Source organism: Pseudomonas sp. 9_2_1, from assembly GCF_059295275.1.
In genome coordinates this window covers 1,070,891-1,093,369 of sequence record NZ_CM181239.1, presented here as the reverse complement: position 1 = coordinate 1,093,369, position 22,479 = coordinate 1,070,891, and the positions used below count along the sequence as shown (strand labels likewise).

The window sequence follows — 22,479 nt, the reverse complement described above, 5'->3', positions numbered from 1 at the left end:
GGCCCTTTCGCGGGTGAACCCGCTCCCACAGGGACCTCACAAGTTTCAAACCCTGTGAAGTACCTGTGGGAGCGGGTTCACCCGCGAAGGCCGTGATGCGGTCTAGAACTCGCCGAGCCGCCAGACTTCATAGGCTGGCGTCTCGTACGGGTGGCTCTGCTTGAGCGCAGCGACGACCTGGGCTACCCGCTCGTCATCCACCACCAGCTCCACCTTCCACTCCTCCACCACCTCGACCTGACCGGTTTGCCCGAGGTACGGCTGGCTGCCGTGCAACGGGCGAAACTGGCCCTGGCCCAGGGTTTGCCAGGCGCAGTGGTCATAGTCACCGATGCGCCCGCCGCCAGCGGCGAACACAGCGGCCTTGACCACTTCAACATGGCTGGCCGGGACGAAGAAGGCGAGCTTGTACACGCCTTAGTTCACCCACACCCGCGCGTTGCGGAACATGCGCATCAGTGCGGCATCTTCCTGCCACTCATCCGGGCGCCAGGAGTTCTGCACGGCACGGAACATACGCTCCGGGTGCGGCATCATGATGGTCACGCGGCCGTCGCGGCTGGTCAGGCCGGTGATACCCCGCGGCGAGCCGTTCGGGTTGGCCGGGTAGGCTTCGGTGACCTTGCCGTGGTTGTCGACGTAGCGCAGGGCCACGCAGCCAGAGACATCGGCTTCCAGCAGTGCTTCTTCGCTGGCGAACTCGGCATGCCCTTCGCCGTGGGCGATGGCGATCGGCATGCGCGAACCGGCCATGCCCTGCAGGAAGATCGAGTTGGACTTCTGCACTTCGACCATGGCCACGCGCGCCTCGAACTGCTCCGAGCGGTTGCGCACGAAGTGCGGCCAGTACTCGGTGCCCGGGATCAGCTCGTGCAGGTTGGACATCATCTGGCAACCGTTGCACACGCCCAGGGCGAAGCTGTCGGTACGCTCGAAGAAGGCCTGGAAAGCGTCGCGGGCGCGGCTGTTGAACAGCGCCGACTTGGCCCAGCCCTCACCAGCGCCCAGCACGTCACCGTACGAGAAGCCACCGCAGGCCACCAGGCCCTTGAAGGCATCGAAGTCGACACGACCGGCGAGGATATCGCTCATGTGCACATCGATGGCAGCGAAGCCGGCGCGGTCGAAGGCAGCAGCCATCTCGACCTGGCCGTTGACGCCCTGCTCACGCAGAATTGCCACTTGCGGGCGCACGCCTTTCTTGATGTACGGCGCAGCGATGTCGTCGTTGACGTCGAAGCCCAGCTTCACCGACAGGCCAGGGTTGTCTTCCTCGAGCAGCAGGTCGAATTCCTGGTCGGCGCAGTCGGCGTTGTCGCGCAGGCGCTGGATCTGGTAGCTGGTTTCGGCCCACTGGCGTTGCAGCATGCGGCGGTCGTCGTCGAACAGCACTTCGCCGTTCAGGCTGATGGACACTTCAGCGTTGTTGACCGGCTTGCCGATCACTGCGACGCACTCTTCGCCCAGGCCAGCGGCGCTGAACTGTGCCAGCACGTCCGGGGTGGCATCCTGGCGAACCTGGATGACCGCGCCCAGCTCTTCGTTGAAGAGGATGGCCGGCACTTCGACACGGTTGTCGGTGAGCGGATCGAGTTGCAGGTCGAGGCCGCAGTGGCCGGCAAAGGCCATTTCCATCACTGTGGTCACCAGGCCACCGTCGGAACGGTCGTGGTAGGCCAGCAGGTGGCCGTCGGCGTTCAGGCCCTGGATCACGGCAAAGAATGCCTTGAGGTCTTCGGCGTCATCGACGTCCGGTGCCTGGGCAGCGATCTTGCCGTAGGTCTGGGCCAGGATCGAGGCGCCCATGCGGTTCTTGCCACGGCCCAGGTCGATCAGGATCAGGTCGGTCTCGCCCTTGTCCATGCGCAGTTGCGGGGTCAGGGTCTTGCGGATGTCGGTGACCGGGGCAAAGCCGGTGATGATCAGTGACATCGGCGAGGTGACGCTCTTCTCGCCGCCCTCATCGCTCCACTGGGTCTTCATCGACATCGAGTCTTTGCCGACCGGAATGGTGATGCCCAGTTCCGGGCACAGCTCCATGCCAACGGCCTTGACCGTGTCGTACAGGCGCGCGTCTTCACCCGGGTGGCCGGCAGCGGACATCCAGTTGGCCGACAGCTTGATGTCGGACAACTTTTCGATCTGCGCAGCGGCCAGGTTGGTGATGGTTTCGCCGATAGCCATGCGCCCGGACGCCGGGGCATCCAGCAGCGCCAGCGGGGTGCGCTCGCCCATGGCCATGGCTTCACCGGTGTAGACGTCGAAGCTGGTGGCGGTGACGGCACAGTCGGCCACCGGAACCTGCCACGGGCCGACCATCTGGTCGCGGGCAACCAGGCCGGTGATGGTGCGGTCGCCGATGGTGATCAGGAAGCTCTTGCTGGCTACCGCCGGGTGGTTCAGCACGCGCTGGACGGCGCTGTCCAGGTCCAGCTCGCTCGGGTCGAAGTCATCGCCCAGTTCGGCTTCACGGGTAACCGAACGGTGCATGCGTGGCGGCTTGCCCAGCAGCACGTCGAGCGGCATGTCCACCGGCGTGTTGCCGAAGTGGCTGTCGCTTACGGTCAGGTGCGGCTCTTCAGTGGCTTCGCCGACCACGGCGAACGGGCAACGCTCACGTTCGCAGATGGCCTGGAAGCGCTCGAAGTCGACGGCGCTGACCGCCAGCACGTAGCGCTCCTGCGATTCGTTACTCCAGATTTCGTGCGGGGCCATGCCCGGCTCGTCGTTGGGCACGTTGCGCAGTTCGAAGCGGCCACCACGGCCACCGTCGTTGACCAGTTCCGGGAAGGCGTTGGAGATACCACCGGCACCGACGTCGTGGATGAAGGCGATCGGGTTGTTGTCGCCCAGCTGCCAGCAACGGTCGATGACCTCTTGGCAACGGCGTTCCATTTCCGGGTTTTCGCGCTGTACCGAGGCGAAGTCCAGGTCAGCCGAGCTGGCACCGGTAGCTACCGACGAAGCAGCGCCGCCGCCCAGGCCGATCAGCATGGCCGGGCCGCCGAGCACGATCAGCTTGGCGCCCACGGTGATCTCGGCTTTTTGCACGTGCTCTTCACGGATGTTGCCCATGCCGCCGGCAAGCATGATCGGCTTGTGGTAGCCGCGCACTTCTTCACCGTGCGGGGTGCTGATCGCCTGCTCGAAGGTACGGAAATAGCCGGTCAGCGCCGGGCGGCCGAATTCGTTGTTGAACGCGGCGCCGCCCAGAGGGCCTTCGATCATGATATCGAGGGCGTCGACGATACGCTCTGGCTTCCCGTAGGCCTGCTCCCACGGCTGTTCGAAGCCAGGGATGCGCAGGTTGGACACGGTGAAGCCGGTCAGGCCAGCCTTCGGCTTGGCGCCGCGGCCGGTAGCACCTTCGTCACGAATTTCGCCGCCGGAGCCGGTGGAGGCGCCGGAGAACGGAGCGATGGCGGTCGGGTGGTTGTGCGTCTCGACCTTCATCAGGATGTGCACCGGCTCCGTCACCGCGCCGTACTGGCGGGTTTCAGGGTTCGGGAAGAACCGGCCGGCAACATTGCCGACGATGACCGAGGCGTTGTCCTTGTACGCAGACAGCACACCTTCGCTGTGCATCTGGTAGGTGTTCTTGATCATGCCGAACAGGCTTTTTTCCTGGCCCTGGCCGTCAATGTCCCAACTGGCGTTGAAGATCTTGTGGCGGCAGTGTTCGGAGTTGGCCTGGGCGAACATCATCAGTTCGATGTCGTTCGGGTTGCGCTTGAGGCCCTGGAAGGCATTGACCAGGTAGTCGATCTCGTCTTCGGCCAGGGCCAGGCCCAGGTCGATGTTGGCCTTGGCCAGGGCATCGCGGCCACCGGCCAGGATGTCTACCGAGGTCATCGGCTTGGGCTGGGCGTGGCTGAACATGTCAGCGGCCTGCTCCAGCTGGCCGAGCACGCGCTGGGTCATGCGGTCGTGCAGTTCGGCGGCGATCAGTTGGGCATCAGCGTCGCTCAGGTTGCCGGCGACGTAATAGGCGATACCACGCTCCAGGCGCTGGATCGACTGCAGGCCGCAGTTGTGGGCGATGTCGCTGGCCTTGCTGGCCCACGGCGAAATGGTGCCCAGACGCGGCACGACCAGGAACAGGCGGCCAGTCGGCTCTTGTACCGGCACGCTCGGGCCGTACTTGAGCAGACGGCCCAGCACCTGCTGCTGGTCGGCGGTCAGCTCGCCGTCGACGTCGGCGAAATGGGCAAATTCGGCATACAAACCAGTAACAGCGGGGACTTTCTGGCTCAGTTGCTCGAGTAATTTACCGTGGCGAAAGGCAGAAAGGGCAGGAGCGCCGCGCAGGATCAACATCGTCGGGACAGCCTCAGGAAGGGGTGTGCTTAGAGGCCGTGCATTCTAGCCTAATTCGTTGGCTTTCGGCACCCGCTCTAAGCCATGGCTGCCGGGCGGTGGAACCGGACTTCCGGGTCAAAAATTCCACCTGTTCTCCACGCGCCCTGTAGGAGCGGCCCATCGCGACGCAAGGCCGCTCCTACAGAGGATCAGGCCGCCACTGCACAGAATGTGCTACCAGACAAGCAAACCGTTGTCGAGATATGGCAGCGCCAGTCCTTTGCGTATACTGCAACCTATGTTCGCCCACACTGCTTTGCGCCAGCGTTGCGCCAAATGGCTTTTCGCAACCGGACTCTTTCTGCTGCTCGGTGCCTGCGTTGAAAAACCCAGCACCCTCGAGCGCGTGAAGGAGGATGGCGTGCTGCGCGTGATCACCCGCAACAGCCCGGCCACCTACTTCCAGGACCGCAACGGCGAAACCGGCTTCGAATACGAGTTGGTCAAACATTTCGCCGATGATCTCGGCGTGAAGCTGGAGATCGAAACCGCCGACAACCTCGACGAACTGTTCGATGACCTTGGCAAGCCCTCCGGCCCGGTACTGGCCGCAGCCGGGCTGGTCAGCAGCGAACGGCGCAAGACCCAGGCGCGGTTCTCGCATCCCTACCTCGAAGTCACCCCCCAGGTCATCTACCGCAACGGCCGCCCTCGCCCGACCAACGCCAAGGGCCTGGTCGGCAAGAAGATCATGGTGCTCAAGGGCAGCAGCCATGCCGACCTGCTGGCAGAGCTGAAACAGCAGAATCCGGGCCTGGAATACGAAGAATCCGACGCCGTCGAGGTGGTCGACCTGCTGCGCATGGTCGATGAAGGCCAGATCGACCTTACCCTGGTCGACTCCAACGAGCTGTCGATGAACCAGGTGTACTTCCCCAACGTCCGGGTCGCTTTCGACGTAGGCGACACGCGTGACCAGCGCTGGGCGGTTGCGCCTGGCGAAGACAACAGCCTGCTCAACGAAATCAACGAATTTATCGACAAGGCGCAGAAAAACGGCACCCTGCAGCGCCTGAAGGACCGCTACTACGGCCATGTGGACGTACTGGGGTATGTCGGCGCCTATACCTTCGCCCAGCACCTGCAACAGCGCCTGCCCAAATACGAAAAGCACTTCAAGAGTTACGCCAAGGTCGAGCAGGTGGACTGGCGCCTGCTGGCCGCCATCGGCTATCAGGAGTCGATGTGGCAACCGGAGGTCACGTCCAAGACCGGCGTGCGCGGCCTGATGATGCTGACCCAGCGCACCGCCCAGGCCATGGGCGTATCCAACCGCCTTGACCCGAGGCAGAGTATTCAGGGCGGCGCCAAGTACTTCATGAAGATCAAGGCAGAGCTCGACGACAGCATCAAGGAGCCTGACCGCACCTGGTTCGCCCTGGCCGCCTACAACGTTGGCGGCGGTCACCTGGAAGACGCCCGCACCCTGGCCAAGCGCGAAAAGCTCAACCCCAACAAGTGGCTGGATGTGAAGAAGATGCTGCCGCGCCTGGCGCAGAAGCAGTGGTACCGGCAGACCAAGTACGGCTATGCCCGCGGCGGCGAGCCGGTGCACTTCGTGGCCAACATCCGCCGCTACTACGACATCCTCACCTGGGTAACCCAGCCGCAGCTCGAAGGCCAGGTGGCCGAGGGCAATCTGCATGTGCCTGGGGTAAACAAGGACAAGCCGGCGGATCAGTCGCCGCCGATGTAAGTCCCGGGTGGCAGCAAGTCCCGCCTCGGGGCGATCAAGAAAACCGAATGGCTGCAACTGATATAACTGCCAGTTTCCCCATGCCTGAAGGCGGGTTAAAACACGCCAGCACCCACGTGCATTCAATCATGGAGAGGATCATGAGCAAGCTGACTTATTTGCTGTGCGCGCTACTTCTCAGCAACGTTGCATATGCCGAACAATCGGCTCAAAGCGTCAACGGCCAGCTGCACCTGAAGAAGAAAAATCAGTCCGTCGCCTGCACCACGCTCGACATCCAGGAGCGAAGCGCGGCCTACATGGGCAACTACCCTTGCAAAAACGATGAAGTTTATGACTTCAAGCTGGAACAGGCAGCAAAACACTCGGTGATCATTCTCGGCGCGGATAACCCCAGGGGTGCTAAAGATTGCCCGCTGGATGACTGGCTTTTCTACCTGGAAGTTACCAGTGATACGCCCCTGGACACCGAGTGGACCTCGATCGCAGATCTGAAACTGAAGAAGACAGGTGAAGACGTCCTCCCGGGCCTGAAAATGCAGAAAAACGATTATGATCACGGGAACATTGCCGGAAAACTTTCTTGCGTAAACACGCTTCCACCCCGTTGAGCGACACCCTGCCCCCTGTTCTGTTCCACCACCGACAGGGGGCATCCTCCCGCCACTTCACAGAGCGACGGTGACAGACTTCATGAATTCTTCGCCCGACGCGCCCTGAAGAATTCACTCAGGATCTGCCCGCACTCCTCCGCCAGCACGCCCCCCTCCACCATCACCCGATGGTTCAGGAAGCCCTGCCCGAAAAACTGGCCTTGGCTCTGCACGATGCCCGCCTTGGGCTCCAACGCCCCATACACCACCCGCATCACCCGCGCATGCACGATCAGCCCGGCGCACATGCTGCACGGCTCCAGAGTCACGTACAGGGTGCTGCCCGGTAGGCGATAATTGCTGGCGGACTTCGCCGCCGCGCGCACTGCCACCATCTCGGCATGGGCACTAGGATCGCTATCGATGATCGGCCGGTTGAACCCCTGGCCGATCACCTGGCCATGCTGGACCAGCACTGCACCCACCGGCACCTCGCCCAGGGCCGCACCCTCGGCGGCCAGGTCGAGCGCCAGGCGCATGAATTCCTGATCGCGGCTACGATCGATGATCTGCGGACGCATCAGACCACCGCGATCGCGGCCATCAGGCCGGTTTCCATGTGGTCGATGACATGGCAATGGAACATCCAGGTGCCCGGATTATCCGCCACCAGCGCCACCTGGGCGCGCTCGTTCTTGCCCAGCAGGTAGGTGTCGGTGAACCACGGCTCGGTGATGTCGTGGCGGTTGGAGGCGATCACCTTGAAGCTCATGCCGTGCAGGTGGATCGGGTGCTGGTACTGGGTCATGTTCTTCAGCTCGAAAATGTAGCTCTTGCCCTTCTGCAGCGTGGCGATCGGCCGGTCCGCGCAGGTCTTGTCGGTGATGTCCCAGGCCTGGCCATTGATCTGCCACAGGCTCGGCGGCCGGCCGTTGTCGGTATCCACCGAGACCTTGCCGACCCACTCGAAATTGAAGTTGAGCTTTTCGGCATTCTCCAGGTCCGGCTCGGCCACCGGGTTTGGCGGTAACGCGGGTGGCCAGTCGCTTGGCGCGGCATTGCTGGCAACCGACCGCAATGTGCCCAGGCGCACGAAACCGTCACGCAGGGAAATTTCCTCCCCAGGCTGGGGTATGCGAATCGCCAGGCAGATACGCATGCCCGGGCCCAGCCAGTAGTCGTCGTCGAGTTTGCGCGGCGTAACCGGGTTACCATCGAGGGCGTAGATCATCGCCTCGCAGTTGCCCTTGAGGTTGATGCGGTAGGTCCAGGTGTTGTCGAGGTTGAGCAGGCGCACCCGCACCACCTGGCCGGCAGGCAGCTCAGTCACCGAATCGGCCTGGCCATTGATGGTGATCAGCCGGCCAGCAGTACCATTACGCGCCGCCTCGCGGGGGATGCTGAAGGGCAGCCAGGCGCCCTGCTCGTCCACGTGCCAGTTTTTCAGGCTCAAGGTGCGTTCATGCTTGAAGCCGGTCGGCTCGCGCTCCTCGACGATCAACGGGCCGACCAGACCACGGCCCAGTTCTTCGGAACTGCTGACATGCGGGTGGTACCAGTAACTGCCGGCGTCCGGTACGCGGAACTTGTAGTCGAAGTACTCGCCCGGCTTGACCGGCAACTGCGACACATAAGGCACGCCGTCCATTTCCAGCGGCAGGCGGATGCCGTGCCAGTGGATGGTGGTCTCGACCGGCAGGTGGTTGATAAACCGTACCCGCAGCCACTCGCCCTGCCGCACCCGCAGTTCGGTACCCGGCGCCGATGGGCCGAACGCCCAGGCCTCGGTCTTGAAACCCGGTACCAGCTCTACCTCCAGGGGCGCGGCGATCAGCTCGTAGTCATGCCCGGCATTCTCGTCTTCGACCTTGCCCAGCCAATAGCGCGCCGCGCCACCGGCGCCCAGGCCAACCACAACCAGGCCGGTGAGGCCTTTGAGCATTTGTCGACGGGTGAAGGACATCGGTGCGGGTACCTCATGTTCTGCGCAATCAAGCTGCCAGCAGTGGCTGGCGATGAAGGGCGAATACGATACACCTGCAAATGGGAAAGATTAAGTGAACTCTCCGGATTGCGCCTGCCTGGAGCGTTAATTACCGCCTGTTTGCCAGCCCCCAAGCGCACGCTGCGGCCCTCATCAAGCCGTGTGAGATCGCCCATGCCCCTTTCCGATACGCAGCAACAGGACCTGAAAACACTCCAGCAAATCGCCATGAAGCTGAGTACCGCCTGCCCGGACATGCTGCAGATGGCCCGCGAGACGGCCCTGACGCTATTGGCCGAACATCAGCTCGACGACCTGGAGCCAGACCAGGTGTACTTTCATCGCTTCCACCAGGCCACCAGCAGTCCGCGCACATTCACCGGCTGGCAACATGACACCCAACCCTCTCAAACCCTCACCCTTGTCCAGCTGGTCATGCGCCGCTTCAGCGTTGCCGAGCAAGACGCCAGCGACCTGCTAAGCACTTACTGCGGCTTCTACAGCAAGGGGCCGGGCGAGGCTGCCTATGACGAGTGCAACGAGATCAGGCTGTTGCCAAAGGATGCGCTCGACTACTTCTGGAGCATCGATTTCAGCAGCCTCTTCGACCAGCGCGCCCGCGATTTCTGGGCCCGACATGGCGACGATTACCGCACGCTGGCAAAAGCCACATTCCTGGTCAAGGCACTCGAAACCCAGGCGCATGCGGGCAACAAGGCCTTGGCCGCCCGCGTTCGGCTGGCCGCCGAGGCCTTGGCCGGAAAGCGCGACGGCGCACCCACCCTGGCGCATCTGCAGCAAACGAATCTGCCGCCGGCAGGCATGAAGGTCCTTGCCTTCAGCCTCGGCGAGCGCATTTCCAGCGACATCCTCAGAATCGTCATGGCTGACGGCTACCAGCTGCTGTATCTGCCCGGTGAGGCCGAGGCGTTTCGATTGTTCGCCAACGACCGCGAGCTTCACGCCTGGGTCCTGGCAACCACCCTGACGCCTGCCGGCAAAGCACGCCTGACCAGCCACTTCCCGCTTGCCTGCCATCAAGAGTCCTCGTTGATCAAGGTCGCGGACTACCTCGCTCACTGGACCAACACCGGCTTGGCTGCCCTGCTCGACCTGATGAGGCGCCAGTGGGATGCGCTCGAGGTGGGCGGGATCAACACCCTCGGCAAACCCTTGCATATGGACGCGTTCAGCTATCTTCACAAGGCTGCCCAGCAGCGCATGACCGACGATGCGGAGTTGGCGCTGCGCTCCAACGCAGACCTGCGCAAGCAATTGTGGCTCGGCTACTTGAGTGCCGCCAACACGGTTTTCGGGCCCCTGACAGCGCTGGCGTGGCCGGTAGCATTGGCAGGAGTGGGCGCCGGGCTGGTCGAGATCGGCCTGGATATCGATCAAGCCATCAACGGACATACCAGCGCTGAACGCCAGGCAGGCGTGCAAAACGCCATCTTTGCGGTGATCAACACCCTGATGATCGGCCTCGCAGGGGCCACTGACGCCGGCGCGCCAGCCTCCGAAACGGGCGCAGCTGGCCCGGCCCTCGAACCGCCGATCGCGCCTGGCCTACCCGTAGAGCATGATTTCCCCGAAGAATTGCAGCCTGCGACCCCGGAAGAAATCGAGACCTGGGTGCCCAAGGCATTCCAGCCAGGCGAGCTGGACAACCAGTTGCAGGCCCTGCAAAGCAACGACATCGTGGCAACCAAAGCGGGCAGCGGGCCGCTGGAGGGCGTACACCTGCAAAACGGCAATTTCTATGCAATGGTCGGCGACCTGACTTATCAGGTGCGCTTTATCCATGAACTGGAGACGTGGGTTATCGTCGACCCCGAAACGCCATTCTCTTTCCGCCAGGCAATTCCCATCGTCAGGGATGTCGATGGCCGCTGGCAGCCCCATGAGCGTATGGGCCTCAAAGGTGGCACGCCGCGCTTTCTGCTCAAGGCCTGGGGGCGTCTACGGCCAAGGCCGCAACTGCCCCCTTTGACACTGGAGCTTTATGATATTGCCGAGCCAGAACGGTCCGAGTTGAAACCTTTCGCGCTTACTGGAGCAGGCGCACAACTGATGCGAGACCCATACGGCAGCCCTCTCAACAGGGCATATCATCAAGCGCTTGGGCAGATGACACGCGACGTGGAAATTTTCTATGACCAGCTCCGACTGCCAGAGCGCCCAGCGATTCCCAATATCCCGCAAGGGGCTGATGCTCGGCAGATAATCGGTAGCCTGTACGAAGAGCACCAAGGGCTGGTGATGGGTGAGTCGCACATCGAGGATGGCGCAAGGCAGTTCTTGACGAGGAATATGAAGCAGTTCAAACGCCAAGGGGTCAAGGTGCTGTACTCCGAGCACTTCATGGTCGATTACCAACAGGCCGACATGGACATGTTCAACCGAACAGGCGTACTGCCGGCAGACTTGAAAACCTACGTGGAGACCTGGGACGAAACTGCGGCGGTGCAGTCCAACGATCCCGTTCATTACACCCTCAAAGGCATGCTGTACGAGGCTTACAGCCAGAACATCAGAGTGCAGGGCATTGACAGCATGCTCAGCTACCGTATGGGCTGGGAAGAGCTCCCGCCTTTTCCTGCTCCCCGACAGCGCATGATGAATTACGCTGCTCAGCAGATCATCACTGCCGACCAGACGCAACGCGGAACATCCAAGTGGGTGGCGCTCATGGGCAACAGCCACGCCAATCTGTTTGAAGATGTGCCCGGCGTGAGCGAACTGCAGGGCTGTATCGGCTTGCGCGTGGCGCGCGCGGGTGTCGGCCAAACCTTGGATATCGGTATTGATCCCGGACTTGGTGTTGATGGGGGCTTTGTGCGCAGCGACTTGCTGTTGAGTGTCCCGCCAGTGCGCAGCTGATCGGAGCAATCCATTTGCCCGATAGCACAAGGGCGCCTTGCGGCGCCCTTGTGGCTCAACTCATTCCCACTCGATGGTGGCCGGCGGCTTGCTCGACACGTCGTAGGTAACGCGCGAGATGCCTTCGATTTCGTTGATGATGCGGCCGCTGACGGTCTCAAGCAGCTCGTACGGCAGGTGTGCCCAGCGCGCGGTCATGAAGTCCACGGTCTCGACGGCACGCAGGGCAACGACCCAAGCGTAGCGACGGCCGTCGCCAACGACGCCAACCGACTTGACCGGCTGGAATACCACGAACGCCTGGCTGGTCTTGTGGTACCAGTCGGCCTTGCGCAGTTCTTCGATGAAGATGTGGTCGGCGCGGCGCAGGATGTCGGCGTATTCTTTCTTCACTTCACCGAGGATCCGCACGCCCAGGCCCGGGCCCGGGAACGGGTGGCGGTAGACCATGTCGTACGGCAGGCCCAGTTCCAGGCCGATCTTGCGCACTTCGTCCTTGAACAGTTCACGCAGCGGCTCGACCAGCTTGAGGTTCATTTCCTCTGGCAGGCCACCGACGTTGTGGTGCGACTTGATCACGTGGGCCTTGCCGCTCTTGGCGCCAGCCGACTCGATCACGTCCGGGTAGATGGTACCCTGGGCGAGGAACTGGATGTTGTCCAGCTTGCTGGCTTCGGCATCGAAGATGTCGATGAAGGTGCGGCCGATGATCTTGCGCTTCTTCTCCGGGTCGGCTTCGCCTTCCAGGTTATCGAGGAACTGCTTTTCAGCGTCGGCGCGGATTACCTTGACCCCCATGTTCTCCTTGAACATGGCCATTACCTGGTCACCTTCGTGCAGGCGCAGCAGGCCGTTGTCGACGAATACGCAGGTCAGCTGGTCGCCGATGGCACGGTGCAGCAGCGCGGCAACCACCGAGCTGTCGACGCCGCCGGACAGGCCCAGCAGGACGTTGGCCGAACCGACTTGCTGACGCACCTGGGCGATGGCGTCTTCAACGATGTTGGACGCAGTCCACAGGGCTTCGCAGCCGCAGATATCCTGCACGAAGCGCGACAGGATGCGACCGCCCTGCTTGGTGTGGGTCACTTCCGGGTGGAACTGCACGCCGTAGTAGCCGCGCGCATCGTCGAACATGCCGGCAATCGGGCAGCTCGGGGTGCTGGCCAGCACGTGGAAGTCGCCTGGCATCTGGGTAACCTTGTCGCCGTGGCTCATCCACACGTCCAGGCCCAGTACGCCGTCAGCGTCGATGTGGTCTTCGATGCCATCGAGCAGGCGGCTCTTGCCGACCACATCTACGCGGGCATAACCGAATTCACGCAGGTCGGAACCTGCAACCTTGCCGCCCAGCTGCTCGGCCATGGTCTGCATGCCGTAGCAGATGCCCAGCAGCGGTACGTTCAGGTCGAACACGGCCTGTGGCGCGCGCGGGCTGTTGGCTTCGTGGACCGACTCGGGGCCGCCGGCGAGGATGATGCCGCGCGGGTTGAATTCGCGGATCGCTTCATCGTCCATGTCGAACGGGTGCAGTTCGCAGTACACGCCGATTTCGCGCACGCGGCGGGCGATCAGCTGGGTGTACTGGGAACCGAAATCGAGGATCAGGATGCGGTGAGCGTGAATGTCGAGGGCCATGACTCAATCTCGTCAGTGGAAATCGGAAACGACGCGGGGCTGTAATGACAGCCCCGCATGCTGATGTTGCTGGGCTTCGTACGAAATGTGCCTGCGCGTCGATCATGCTGCGTTGAAAACAGGCTCGGAATGCTCATTTGCAACCAGCAAACTCCGCTTCCTCGCCTGTTTTCGCCTTGCCTGATCGCCGCTCGGCTACATTTCGTACGAACCCAAGAAGCCTCAGCCTACGCGGTAGTTAGGGGCTTCTTTGGTGATCTGCACGTCATGCACGTGGGACTCGGCCATGCCGGCACCAGTGATGCGTACGAATTCCGGCTTGGTGCGCATCTCTTCGATGGTTGCGCTGCCGGTGTAGCCCATGGACGAACGCAGGCCGCCCATCAGCTGGTGGATGATCGCGGCCAGGGCGCCCTTGTAAGGCACACGGCCTTCGATGCCTTCCGGTACCAGCTTCTCGGCGCCGGCCGAGGAGTCCTGGAAGTAACGGTCGGACGAGCCCTGCGCCTGTGCCATGGCACCCAGCGAGCCCATGCCGCGGTAAGCCTTGTAGGAACGGCCCTGGAACAGTTCGACTTCACCCGGGGCTTCTTCGGTACCGGCGAACATCGAACCCATCATCACGCAGGAAGCACCAGCAACGATGGCCTTGGACAGGTCACCGGAGAAGCGGATGCCGCCGTCGGCGATCAGTGGCACGCCAGTGCCTTCCAGCGCTGCGGCAACGTTGGCGATGGCGCTGATTTGCGGCACGCCGACACCGGCAACGATACGGGTGGTGCAGATCGAGCCTGGGCCGATACCGACCTTGACCGCGTCAGCGCCAGCTTCGGCCAGGGCCTTGGCGGCGGCGCCGGTGGCGATGTTGCCGCCGATCACCTGCACTTGCGGGTAGGTTTCCTTGACCCAGCGAACGCGGTCGATCACGCCCTTGGAGTGGCCGTGGGCGGTGTCGACCACCACCACGTCAACGCCAGCGGCAACCAGCGCGGCAACGCGCTCGCCGGTGTCCTTGCCAGTGCCGACGGCGGCGCCGACGCGCAGGCGACCCTGGTCGTCCTTGCTGGCCAGCGGGTAGGCCTTGGCTTTTTCGATGTCCTTGACGGTCATCATGCCCTTGAGGCTGAACTTGTCGTCGACGATCAGGACTTTTTCCAGGCGGTGCTTGTGCAGCAGCTCGCGGACTTCGTTCTTGTCGGCGCCTTCGCGCACGGTGACCAGACGCTCTTTAGGCGTCATCACGTCGCGTACCTTGGCATCCAGGCGGGTTTCGAAACGCACGTCACGCGAGGTGACGATACCGACCAGGTCGCCGTTTTCCAGCACTGGAACACCAGAGATGTTGTTCAGGCGGGTCAGGTCGAACAGGTCACGCACGGTGGCGTCGGCATCGATGGTGATCGGGTCCTTGACCACGCCAGCCTCGAACTTCTTGACCTTGCGTACTTCGCCGGCCTGCTGATCGATGGTCATGTTCTTGTGGATGATGCCGATGCCGCCTTCCTGGGCCATGGCAATGGCCAGACGCGCTTCGGTCACGGTATCCATGGCAGCGGATACCAGCGGAATGTTCAGCTCGATGCCACGGGTCAAACGGGTCTTGAGACTGACTTCATTGGGCAGTACCTCGGAATAGCCAGGTACAAGGAGAATATCGTCGAAGGTCAGGGCTTCTTGGCTGATACGCAGCATCGCGGGGGCTCCCGGGCGGGAAAAATGGAAGCGCGCCATTATACTCATCCACGGCGCGCCGCTCAATGCAAAATAAGGGCCTTCGGTCAGCCTTGTGGCAGTTTTACCTGCACAACGGTCACCGGCTGGTCGAGCCAGTCGGCGAAGCTGTCGAGAAAGGCCTGGGTAAACCCGGCCTCGCCCCAGTTGTTGAAGATGAACCCGAGGTTGGAAAAGGCACATGGCTGCAGGTAAATGAAGCCATTGATGTCATCTTCATGACCGCAGAGCGGGCAGGTAAAGTTGTCGCTCACTGCCGGCATCCACTCTTCCAGGCTTTCGAACAGCGGCTCGCCCACTTCACGCCGGCACTCCGGGCAGCCAGCCTCTTCGAGGAAGCCCTCGGTGGGGGTATAAATGCAGCGCTTGAGCATCACCTCCAAGCCGTTGACCGGTTCGCCGAACGGTAGCTTGTCGGGGTGCAGGGCGACTTTGCGGGCACCGGCGGCCAACGCGTGGCCCATCCGGTTGCCGGTGCGGCCACAGGTGGTCAGTTGCTCCTCGACCACCTTCTCACGTACCAGCCAGCGCAGGATGGCGCGGCTGCGGGCCTCATGCGCCGGGACGGTAGACAGCTTGGGGACGATGATGCTCTGGGTGTTCATGAAAGAGGCAAGCCTGAAAAACTGCGGTAATGGCGCAATTCTACCGCCTGCTCAAGCGCTGAGGTAGCGACCTATCAGCGCCAGGCCACTGGCCAGTACCAGCCAGGTGACCAGACGCACGAAGGCTTCGCGGGACAGCCTGTGGGTAAGCCTGCGCCCGACCCACAGGCCGACGAACATTACCGGCAACAGGCAGGCGGCGAGCAGCAGCAGGCTCTGATCGGCATACACACCGGCGATCAGGAACAGCGTCAGGCGTACGACCGTGCTGCAACTGATCAGCGCGCTCTGGGTGGCGCGCACTTGTTCCTTCGCCTGCAGCCGTGCACTCAGGTAGAGCGCATAAAGGAAGCCACCACTGCCGAACAACGCGCCGAACAGCCCGCCTGCCGTGCCCATCGGCACCGCCCAGAAACCGGACAGGTTCGCCGGCCGCACCTTCACCGCCAGGCCGTACAGCGCATAGGCCGTGACAAACACACCCATCAACAGCAATAACAAATCAGACTTCAACTGCAGCAGGAACACCACACCGAACGTGCAGCCTATGGCCATGAACGGCAGTAGCCGTAGCAACTCACTGCGCACCACATCGCGGCGCGACGGCAGCAGGTTGCCGAATGCCGCGACGAAGTCGAGCAACACCAGCAGCGGAATGATCCGTGACAGCGGCATAAAGTGGATCAGTACCGGGCCAGCCACCAGCGCAGTCCCGAAACCGGCGATGCCGAAGACGATGTAGGCCACCCCGACACCGAGCAGGATGGGCAGCCAGTCAAGGCCGGAAAAAGACAGCTGGGCGATCATGGCAGCAGTTCCTGGGAAGACAGACAAAGGTTAGCCAGCAGCGAGCCATGCCGACTAATATGCCTTTATCGCCAAAGCCATCTCGAAAAGGCATGACATGACGTCGATCCGCCAGTTGCGTTACTTCGTGGAAATCGCCGAGTGCGGGAGCTTCAGCGGCGCCGCCGAGCGACTCTACGTAGCCCAGTCGGCGCTGAGCCGGCAGATCAAGGAGCTGGAGCAACAGTTGGGCACTCCGCTGTTCGAGCGTACCGCGCGCCTGCCGCGCCTGACGCTGGCGGGGCAGGCCTTCCTGGAGCGGGCGCGGCGTTTGCTGGCTGACCTGGCACAAGCGGAGCGGGTTACCCGCGATATTGGCGAAGGGTTGCAGGGCAGCCTGCGCCTGAACCATTCAAGTACCGTACCGCTGACCGGCTCGCTGCTGGCTCGCCTGGGCGGCTACTTGCGCGATAACCCTGGGGTTGCGCTGGAGATTGCTCAGCAGTCGTCGGAGGCGCAGCTGGAGGATATTGCGGCGGGGCGTCTGGATATCGGCCTGCTGCGTTTGCCGGTGTTGCGCCAGCATGAGGGCGTGGTGCTGCATGAATTGTTCAGCGAACCGTTGTTTCTGGCCGTTTCGGCTGGGCATCCGTTGGCTGGTGCAACGCAGGTGAGGCTGGAGCAGTTGCGTGAAGAGCGCTTTATTTCCATTCCGCACCGCGACCGTGGCGGGCTGAGTTACCTGTCTGCCTCCCTGTGCATGGACGCGGGCTTTTTCCCGCAGGCGGCACAGGTGCTGTCGCGCAAGACGACGCAGTTGCAACTGATTCAAGCCGGATTTGGCGTGGCATTGTTGCCGGCATGCATGCGTGAGATCGCCCCGGTTTCGGTCAGCTTCGTGGCACTGGAGAGTCGCTGCATGAGTACCGTTGCGCTGGCCTGCCGGCGAGAAGCGGGGCAACTGGCGCGGCACTTCACTGGTGCCATGTGGCTGTGACCGCCGCCGTCACATTACTTGTTTGCCATGCCAGGCAAGTGTAATTCGGGCAACTCAGTTACTACTGCTTGAAGCTCGCCACCCGCAACTGCGATGATGCCGAGCATGATCAGAGACCCCTTCGAACGACTCGGCCTGGACCGCGAGGTCCTTACCGTCAGCCAACTCAACGGCCGCGCCCGCGTGCTGCTGGAAGACGTGTTCCGCAGCGTGTGGGTAGAGGGCGAGATTTCCAATCTCGCCCGCCCCGCGTCCGGGCACATGTACTTCACCCTCAAGGACAGCGGCGCCCAGGTGCGCTGCGCGCTGTTCCGCCAGAACGCCACGCGTGTGCGCCAGGCCCTGCGCGATGGCCTGGCTGTGCGGGTGCGCGGCAAGGTTTCGCTGTTCGAAGGGCGTGGCGACTACCAGCTGATTCTCGACACCGTCGAACCGGCCGGCGACGGCGCGCTGCGCCTGGCGTTCGAGGCCCTGAAGGAAAAGCTCGGTGGTGAGGGGCTGTTCAGCGCCGAGAGCAAGAAGCCGCTACCGGCCCACCCGCAGCGCATCGGCATCATCACCTCGCCCACCGGCGCGGTGATCCGCGACATCATCAGCGTGTTCGGCCGCCGCGCGCCGCAGGTGGAACTGAACCTGATCCCCACGGCAGTGCAGGGCCGCGAAGCCATCGCGCAGATCGTGCGCGCCATCCGTCTGGCCGACAGCCTGGGTTTCGACGCACTGATCCTGGCCCGTGGCGGTGGCTCGCTGGAAGACCTGTGGTGCTTCAACGAAGAAGCCGTGGCGCGGGCGGTGGCTGCCTGCGTCACGCCCATCGTCAGTGCGGTGGGCCATGAGACCGATGTGTCGATCAGCGACTTCGTCGCCGACGTGCGTGCGCCCACACCGTCTGCCGCCGCCGAGTTGCTGGCCCCCGACAACAGTGGCCTGCAGCAACGCCTGGAAGGCCTGCAACGGCGCCTGCTGCTGCGCATGCAGAACCGCCTGACTCACGACCGCCTGCGCCTGGAATCACTGACCCGGCGCCTGCGCCACCCCGGCGAGCGCCTGCGCCAGCAGGCCCAGCGCCTGGACGACCTGGACATGCGCCTGCGGCGCGCCTTCACGCTCAACCTCAACCAGCGCCGCGAACGCCTGGCACGCCTGGATACCCGCCTGGCCGCGCAGCACCCGGGGCGCACCCTGAAACTGCTGAACCAGCGCCTGGACAGCCTGGCCGAGCGCCTGCCACGGGCCATGCGCGAAGTGCTCAAGGACCGTCGCCAGCGCTTCCAGGCGCAATTGCAGACGCTGCAAGTGGTCAGTCCGCTGGCCACCCTCGCCCGCGGCTACAGCATCCTGCTGGATGAACAAGGCCAGGCGATACGCAGCGCCGAACAGACCCGCAATGGCCAACGCCTCACCGCCCGCCTGAACCAGGGCGAGCTGCTGGTGCGGGTTGAAGACAACCACCTGACCCCGGTCACCCTCTCACTACTGGACTGACACATGCCCCGCCTGTTCGCGCCCTTGCTTGCCCTTTCCCTGCTGCTACTGGCTGGCGGCGCCCAGGCCAGCTACATCACCCGCACACTGAACAAGCCGGTACCCGGCGGTGTGGCGGTGATCGACCTCGGCCCTGCCGCCAGCGCACCCAGTGCCCGCTTCGACGGCAAACCGGTGCTGGTGGTAAAGGAACAGGACAACTGGCTGGCCATCGTCGGCATCCCGCTGACCCAGAAGCCCGGCACCGCCCTGCTGAGCCAGGGCGGTCGCACCCTGCCGTTCACGGTCGGCAGCAAGCAATACCCCGAGCAACGCATCACCCTCAAGAACACCCGCCAGGTCAACCCGAACCCGGCCGACCTCAAGCGCATCGACCGCGAACTGGCCGAGCAGATCAAGGCATACCGCAGCTTCAGCCCGTCCCTGCCGAGCAACCTGATCCTCGACAAGCCGGTCAGCGGCCCGCTGTCGAGCAAGTTCGGCGTGCGCCGCTTCTTCAATGGCGAAGAACGCAACCCCCACGCCGGGCTGGACTTTGCAGTGCCGGCCGGCACGCCGATCAAGACCCCGGCCAACGGCAAGGTGATCCTGGTGGGGGACTACTTTTTCAATGGCCGTACCGTCTTCGTCGACCATGGCCAGGGCTTCATCAGCATGTTCTGCCACATGTCGAAGATCGATACCCAGGTAGGGCAACAGCTGCGCCGCGGCGATGTGGTCGGGCGCGTGGGCTCGACCGGGCGGGCTACCGGGCCGCATATGCACTGGAACGTCAGCCTGAACGATGCTCGGGTGGACCCGGCAATCTTCATTGGTGCCTTCCAGCCCTGAGCTTTGGGTTGCGCCAGCGAAAAATACCGCGCAACAATCAATAAGCACCCAGAAAATCCCTGCCATAAAATCTCGCAAAACCGACTTTTTTAAGCATTCCTCTCAATTTCTGCCGAACGCTTGCCATCCCCCACCCCACTGGTTAAGTTTGGAAGCATGAAAACCTTCAGCACCCTCATCCTGCTCCGACAACATCGCAGCCTCTGCCTGGTCAGCGCCCGACTACCAGGCTGAATCGCGTCGCCTCGCCTCTTCACCTCGTTATCGCTCGGCAGGCCCGATCTCGGCCGCACACAAAAGGATTGCTTCCATGACCATGCTCAAAGACCCTTCGAAAAAATACCGCGCGTTCCCGACCATCGACCTGCCTGACCGTACCTGGCCGTCGAAAACCATCACCGAGCCGCCAATCTGGTGTAGCTCCGACCTGCGTGATGGCAACCAGTCGCTGATCGAGCCGATGGATTCGGAGAAGAAACTGCGCTTCTGGAAGACCTTGGTGCAGGTTGGAGTGAAAGAAATCGAGGCTTCGTTCCCGTCCGCTTCGCAGACCGACTTCGACTTCGTGCGCACCCTTATCGAAGACGGCCATATCCCGGACGACACCACCATCCAGGTGCTCACCCAGGCCCGTGAAGACCTGATCGCCCGCACCTTCGAGTCGCTGCGCGGCGCGAAGAAGGCCATCGTCCACCTGTACAACGCCACCAGCCCGTCGTTCCGCCGCATTGTCTTCAACCAGGACAAGCAAGGCGTGAAGGACATCGCAGTGAACGCGGCCAAGCTGTTCGTCAAGTACGCTGCCCAGCAACCGGACACCCAGTGGACCTTCCAGTACTCGCCAGAAACCTTCAGCGCCACCGAGCTGGAGTTCGCCAAGGAAGTCTGCGATGCGGTCATCGAGGTGTGGAACCCGACGCCTGAGCACAAGGTCATCCTCAACCTGCCGGCCACCGTGGAAGTCGCCACGCCGAACATCTACGCCGACCAGATCGAGTGGTTCTGCCGCAATATCAGCCGCCGCGACAGCGTGATCATCAGCCTGCACTGCCACAACGACCGTGGCACCGGCATCGCTGCCACCGAACTGGGCCTGATGGCCGGTGCGGACCGCGCCGAAGGCTGCCTGTTCGGCAACGGCGAGCGTACCGGCAACGTCGATCTGGTGACCCTGGCGCTGAACCTCTACACCCAAGGCATCGACCCGCAACTGGACTTCTCGGACATCGACGGCGTGCGCAAGGTTGTCGAAGAGTGCAACCAGCTGCCGGTGCACCCGCGTCATCCCTACGTTGGCGATCTGGTTCACACCGCGTTCTCCGGCTCGCACCAGGATGCCATCCGCAAGGGCTTTACCAAGCAGCAAGAAGGCGAGCTGTGGGAAGTGCCGTACCTGCCGATCGACCCGGCCGACATCGGCCGCAGCTACGAGGCGGTGATCCGCGTCAACAGCCAGTCGGGCAAAGGGGGCATCACCTATCTGCTCGAGCAGGAATACGGCATCAGCCTGCCGCGTCGCATGCAGATCGAGTTCAGCCAAGTGGTGCAAGGCGAAACCGACCGCCTGGGCCTGGAAATGACCGCCCAGCAGATCTACAGCCTGCTGCACAAGGAATACCTCCAGGCCAACGCCCCATATGCGCTGGTCAGCCACCGCCTGCAGGAAGAAAACGGCCACAGCACCGTGGAAGTGGAAGTTGCCGGTGAAGGCGAAACCACGCTGCACTGGCGCGGCAAGGGCAATGGTGCCCTGGAAGCGCTGGTAGCCGGCCTGCCGATTGCCGTGGAGATCATGGATTACAACGAGCATGCCATTGGCGCGGGTACCAACGCCAAGGCTGCGGCCTACATCGAACTGCGCGTCGCTGGCGGCCGTCCGGTGCACGGTGTGGGTATCGATGAAAACATCACCACGGCCAGCTTCAAGGCGCTGTTCAGCGCGCTGAACCGTTCGCTGAGCCAGCAGGAAGCCAAGGCGGCCTGAGCCGTGCTGCAATGAATGAAAAAGCCCGCATCCTGTGATGCGGGCTTTTTTATTTACTGCCCTATCGTGGTAAACCTGCCGCACAACCAACGCGCAATCTGCAGGTGTAGCGCAGAAGTACCAAGCGAGTAGCCATCCGCCAATGGCGGGTTGCTCATGGCTTTCTTCAGTAATGACACCCGGGAAGATTACGGGCCTTCCAGTCGAAGGCAAAACGGCCACTATTGAACTCTGCATTGTATCCGTCCATGAGGGCGGCAATCTGTATCTCTCCCCAGCCCAGCGGCGCAATAGAGTATTTTGAGGCAACAGCAACGGTGGTTTCACTGGCCAGCGAAGTCAGGAAGAACAGGTCTTCGCGATTTTTGATTTTTTGGCACTTCGAATACTCGAAGAAATCCCCAAAGTTACCTGCCGACGTCACACAATGTGCATAGACATAGTGCAACTGGTAGATATTAAACACTCCTGGGCCTTCCATTTCAATTTTACGCGTATTGACCGTAGACCCGTAAATCCCCTCACTGGAACTCGACGTCAACTTGCCACCGATCACACACCCCAGAAAACCAGACCCCAGACCAATTTCCGTTTCCAATGTTGAAGTGAATGTCGAGCTATACCCCTCGGTTACAGCCACGTCCTGTATATATTTGACGCTACTGGGCACACGTACGGTATTCAAATGCGCCAGGTAAGCCAAGACCGGCGTACTGTATGTCGCCCAATTCTGCGATCCCAGCTTCATGTCGCCATAGACGGTTTTATCATATATCCAGCAACCGGCGTTGACTGCACCGTCACCACCAAGCAAATAATTCTCAACCTCATAAGACCCGCGCTTGTGCGGAAAGTCTCCGATGTCCTTGACCATTGCCTTGTCAATAAAGCTCATATCATCTGATTTCCT

General features: G+C 62.3%; 16 protein-coding genes. 7 read left to right on the top strand and 9 right to left on the bottom strand.

The window, feature by feature from the left end:
- Nucleotides 1–102: 102 nt before the first annotated feature.
- Nucleotides 103–414: a YqfO family protein gene (locus AC5O5I_RS04855; RefSeq protein WP_172221525.1), complete on the bottom strand. Its 312-nt coding sequence runs from the start codon at nt 412–414 to the stop codon at nt 103–105.
- A gap of 3 nt (nt 415–417) precedes the next feature.
- Nucleotides 418–4,317, bottom strand: a complete 3,900-nt coding sequence (gene purL / locus AC5O5I_RS04850) for a phosphoribosylformylglycinamidine synthase (RefSeq protein ID WP_172221528.1) — start codon at nt 4,315–4,317, stop codon at nt 418–420.
- 280 nt (nt 4,318–4,597) lie between these two features.
- Here purL and mltF point away from each other — a divergent pair, with 280 nt between their 5' ends.
- Nucleotides 4,598–6,055: a membrane-bound lytic murein transglycosylase MltF gene (mltF, locus tag AC5O5I_RS04845; RefSeq protein WP_494512148.1), complete on the top strand. Its 1,458-nt coding sequence runs from the start codon at nt 4,598–4,600 to the stop codon at nt 6,053–6,055.
- 140 nt (nt 6,056–6,195) lie between these two features.
- Nucleotides 6,196–6,666, top strand: coding sequence for a hypothetical protein (locus AC5O5I_RS04840; protein ID WP_172286600.1), 471 nt, complete (start codon nt 6,196–6,198; stop codon nt 6,664–6,666).
- 80 nt (nt 6,667–6,746) lie between these two features.
- Here the strand turns inward: AC5O5I_RS04840 and tadA are convergent, their stop codons facing one another.
- Nucleotides 6,747–7,229 (bottom strand): tRNA adenosine(34) deaminase TadA, encoded by a 483-nt coding sequence (gene tadA / locus AC5O5I_RS04835; RefSeq protein WP_494512147.1) that lies wholly within the window; start codon nt 7,227–7,229, stop codon nt 6,747–6,749.
- A complete protein-coding gene (locus AC5O5I_RS04830; RefSeq protein WP_494512146.1) occupies nt 7,229–8,611 on the bottom strand; it encodes a multicopper oxidase family protein in 1,383 nt (460 codons plus the stop codon). Before AC5O5I_RS04830 ends, tadA begins: the two co-directional genes overlap by 1 nt.
- A gap of 15 nt (nt 8,612–8,626) precedes the next feature.
- Between AC5O5I_RS04830 and AC5O5I_RS04825 the strand changes: the two genes are divergently transcribed.
- Nucleotides 8,627–11,512, top strand: coding sequence for a dermonecrotic toxin domain-containing protein (locus AC5O5I_RS04825; RefSeq protein WP_494512145.1), 2,886 nt, complete (start codon nt 8,627–8,629; stop codon nt 11,510–11,512).
- Between the two features lie 60 nt (nt 11,513–11,572).
- Here AC5O5I_RS04825 and guaA read toward each other — a convergent pair whose 3' ends face one another.
- From guaA to AC5O5I_RS04805, 4 genes are all read right to left on the bottom strand, one after another.
- Nucleotides 11,573–13,150 (bottom strand): glutamine-hydrolyzing GMP synthase, encoded by a 1,578-nt coding sequence (gene guaA, locus AC5O5I_RS04820; protein WP_172221546.1) that lies wholly within the window; start codon nt 13,148–13,150, stop codon nt 11,573–11,575.
- A 222-nt stretch (nt 13,151–13,372) separates the two neighbouring features.
- The gene (gene guaB / locus AC5O5I_RS04815; protein WP_172221549.1) at nt 13,373–14,842 is read right to left on the bottom strand and encodes an IMP dehydrogenase; all 1,470 of its coding nucleotides are present in this window, start codon (nt 14,840–14,842) and stop codon (nt 13,373–13,375) included.
- A gap of 86 nt (nt 14,843–14,928) precedes the next feature.
- On the bottom strand, nt 14,929–15,486 hold the full coding sequence (locus AC5O5I_RS04810; protein ID WP_172221552.1) for a sugar ABC transporter ATPase: 558 nt from the start codon (nt 15,484–15,486) through the stop codon (nt 14,929–14,931).
- Nucleotides 15,487–15,537: 51 nt separating this feature from the next.
- Nucleotides 15,538–16,293 (bottom strand): sulfite exporter TauE/SafE family protein, encoded by a 756-nt coding sequence (locus AC5O5I_RS04805; protein WP_172221554.1) that lies wholly within the window; start codon nt 16,291–16,293, stop codon nt 15,538–15,540.
- A 97-nt stretch (nt 16,294–16,390) separates the two neighbouring features.
- Between AC5O5I_RS04805 and AC5O5I_RS04800 the strand changes: the two genes are divergently transcribed.
- From AC5O5I_RS04800 to leuA, 4 genes are all read left to right on the top strand, one after another.
- On the top strand, nt 16,391–17,269 hold the full coding sequence (locus AC5O5I_RS04800) for a LysR family transcriptional regulator (protein ID WP_494512144.1): 879 nt from the start codon (nt 16,391–16,393) through the stop codon (nt 17,267–17,269).
- 105 nt (nt 17,270–17,374) lie between these two features.
- Complete coding sequence (gene xseA, locus AC5O5I_RS04795) at nt 17,375–18,754, top strand: exodeoxyribonuclease VII large subunit (RefSeq protein ID WP_172221559.1); 1,380 nt, start codon at nt 17,375–17,377, stop codon at nt 18,752–18,754.
- 3 nt (nt 18,755–18,757) lie between these two features.
- Nucleotides 18,758–19,585: a M23 family metallopeptidase gene (locus tag AC5O5I_RS04790; RefSeq protein WP_172221562.1), complete on the top strand. Its 828-nt coding sequence runs from the start codon at nt 18,758–18,760 to the stop codon at nt 19,583–19,585.
- A 310-nt stretch (nt 19,586–19,895) separates the two neighbouring features.
- Nucleotides 19,896–21,569 (top strand): 2-isopropylmalate synthase, encoded by a 1,674-nt coding sequence (gene leuA, locus AC5O5I_RS04785; RefSeq protein ID WP_172221565.1) that lies wholly within the window; start codon nt 19,896–19,898, stop codon nt 21,567–21,569.
- A gap of 166 nt (nt 21,570–21,735) precedes the next feature.
- Here leuA and AC5O5I_RS04780 read toward each other — a convergent pair whose 3' ends face one another.
- Nucleotides 21,736–22,464, bottom strand: a complete 729-nt coding sequence (locus AC5O5I_RS04780) for a monalysin family beta-barrel pore-forming toxin (protein WP_172221568.1) — start codon at nt 22,462–22,464, stop codon at nt 21,736–21,738.
- Nucleotides 22,465–22,479 lie beyond the last annotated feature (15 nt).

Excerpts from the sequence above, each read along its gene's own strand:
- purL (WP_172221528.1), bottom strand. The coding sequence starts at position 4,317 with ATGTTGATCCTGCGCGGCGCTCCTGCCCTTTCTGCCTTTCGCCACGGT.
- mltF (WP_494512148.1), top strand. The coding sequence starts at position 4,598 with ATGTTCGCCCACACTGCTTTGCGCCAGCGTTGCGCCAAATGGCTTTTC.
- AC5O5I_RS04840 (WP_172286600.1), top strand. The coding sequence starts at position 6,196 with ATGAGCAAGCTGACTTATTTGCTGTGCGCGCTACTTCTCAGCAACGTT.
- tadA (WP_494512147.1), bottom strand. The coding sequence starts at position 7,229 with ATGCGTCCGCAGATCATCGATCGTAGCCGCGATCAGGAATTCATGCGC.
- AC5O5I_RS04830 (WP_494512146.1), bottom strand. The coding sequence starts at position 8,611 with ATGTCCTTCACCCGTCGACAAATGCTCAAAGGCCTCACCGGCCTGGTT.
- AC5O5I_RS04825 (WP_494512145.1), top strand. The coding sequence starts at position 8,627 with ATGTTCTGCGCAATCAAGCTGCCAGCAGTGGCTGGCGATGAAGGGCGA.
- guaA (WP_172221546.1), bottom strand. The coding sequence starts at position 13,150 with ATGGCCCTCGACATTCACGCTCACCGCATCCTGATCCTCGATTTCGGT.
- guaB (WP_172221549.1), bottom strand. The coding sequence starts at position 14,842 with ATGCTGCGTATCAGCCAAGAAGCCCTGACCTTCGACGATATTCTCCTT.
- AC5O5I_RS04810 (WP_172221552.1), bottom strand. The coding sequence starts at position 15,486 with ATGAACACCCAGAGCATCATCGTCCCCAAGCTGTCTACCGTCCCGGCG.
- AC5O5I_RS04805 (WP_172221554.1), bottom strand. The coding sequence starts at position 16,293 with ATGATCGCCCAGCTGTCTTTTTCCGGCCTTGACTGGCTGCCCATCCTG.
- AC5O5I_RS04800 (WP_494512144.1), top strand. The coding sequence starts at position 16,391 with ATGACGTCGATCCGCCAGTTGCGTTACTTCGTGGAAATCGCCGAGTGC.
- xseA (WP_172221559.1), top strand. The coding sequence starts at position 17,375 with ATGATCAGAGACCCCTTCGAACGACTCGGCCTGGACCGCGAGGTCCTT.
- AC5O5I_RS04790 (WP_172221562.1), top strand. The coding sequence starts at position 18,758 with ATGCCCCGCCTGTTCGCGCCCTTGCTTGCCCTTTCCCTGCTGCTACTG.
- leuA (WP_172221565.1), top strand. The coding sequence starts at position 19,896 with ATGACCATGCTCAAAGACCCTTCGAAAAAATACCGCGCGTTCCCGACC.
- AC5O5I_RS04780 (WP_172221568.1), bottom strand. The coding sequence starts at position 22,464 with ATGAGCTTTATTGACAAGGCAATGGTCAAGGACATCGGAGACTTTCCG.